Origin of the sequence: Pseudomonas sp. NFACC16-2 (assembly GCF_900119205.1) — a bacterium.
Classification (GTDB): domain Bacteria; phylum Pseudomonadota; class Gammaproteobacteria; order Pseudomonadales; family Pseudomonadaceae; genus Aquipseudomonas; species Aquipseudomonas fluorescens_Q.
This window is the reverse complement of the sequence record NZ_FPIX01000089.1, coordinates 1-1,309: the sequence shown is the minus strand read 5'-3', so window position 1 is coordinate 1,309 and position 1,309 is coordinate 1. Positions and strand designations below refer to the sequence as shown.

Sequence of the window (1,309 nt, the reverse complement as noted above, 5' to 3'; positions counted from 1 at the left end):
GGTATGACTCACCCACATGGGTTACAAATCAGTTCACGCACATAGGTAACAGTTTTTAACTGGCAGGGTCGATTTCGCGAGGATCTGACCATGCCCTGGAGAGAGCTGAAACCTATGGACCTCAAAGTGATGTTCATCGCTGAGTATCTATCCGAAAAGCACAGCTTTAGCCGGCTGTGCCAGGACTATCAGATCAGCCGAAAGACTGGCTACAAGTGGGTCGAGCGCTATGAGCTGGAGGGACCCAGTGGGCTCGACGAACGTAGCCGCCGACGGCACAACCAAACCTATGTGGTACCGCTGGTTGTGAGGCAGGCCATCATTGAGCTTCGTTCTGTTGGCGAAACGATTCCAGGCCCTAAAAAGATCCAGAACGACTTGATGAAACGTTTTCCGGGGCAGGATCCGCCGTCGAAAACGACGATTTACAACATCCTTAAGGCCGCTGACTTGATCACGCCTAGACCGTCGCGTCAGCGTGTCGCTGTCTATCCCAAGCCTTTGCGTAAGGCAGAAACGCCTAATCAGCTTTTCAGCGCAGATTACAAGGGGCAATTTCTTACCGGGGCGGGCGTTTGGTGTTATCCGCTGACGATCATGGATCATGCCAGTCGCTTCCTGCTTGCCTGCGAGAGCATGGCCAATACCAATCTCAAGGAGACCCAGCAAACCTTCGAGCGCGTTTTTCGTGAGTATGGGATGCCTGAGCGCATCCGCACCGATAACGGCGTGCCGTTTGCCAGTACAGGGCGTGCTGGGCTGTCGCAATTGTCAATCTGGTGGTTACGCCTTGGGATTATTCCTGAGCGAATTGAGCCCGGTCGGCCAGACCAAAATGGACGTCATGAACGTATGCACCGGACATTGAAAAGTACCTTTCCCCAACCGCCGGCAATTGCTTGGGAGGCGCAGCAAAAACACTTTGATCGATTTATGCAGCACTACAATTACGAACGAGGACACGAGGCACTCGGCCAGAAAACTCCCGCCTCTTGCTACACACCCTCCACTCGAGCTTATCCGGAGAAGCTACCGGAAATGGGGTATGCGAGCCACATTGAGTGTTACCTGGCAGATGGTAGCGGAATTATTAATCGAGCCGGTCTGCGGATATACGTGGGGAATCTGCTCAGGCATCAGAACATTGGAATGGAGATGATCAAGGACGGGGTATGGAATGTGATCTTCGGTCCGGTGATCCTAGGTCACGTCAATGCCAGGGACGCAAAGAACGGCTATGTTTCAATAAAAGTGTCACCTATGTGAATGCACTTTTTTGTAACCCATGTGGTTGTCCCGTACATGCCCC

The 1,309-nt window shown here is 52.6% G+C and carries 1 protein-coding gene; it reads left to right on the top strand.

What is annotated here, in order from left to right; translation table 11 throughout:
* Window positions 1-90: 90 nt before the first annotated feature.
* The gene (locus tag BT116_RS30005) at window positions 91-1,266 is read left to right on the top strand and encodes an integrase core domain-containing protein (protein ID WP_072349396.1); all 1,176 of its coding nucleotides are present in this window, start codon (window positions 91-93) and stop codon (window positions 1,264-1,266) included.
* The last annotated feature ends 43 nt before the right edge of the window (window positions 1,267-1,309 follow it).

Excerpts from the sequence above, each read along its gene's own strand:
- BT116_RS30005 (WP_072349396.1), top strand. The coding sequence starts at position 91 with ATGCCCTGGAGAGAGCTGAAACCTATGGACCTCAAAGTGATGTTCATC.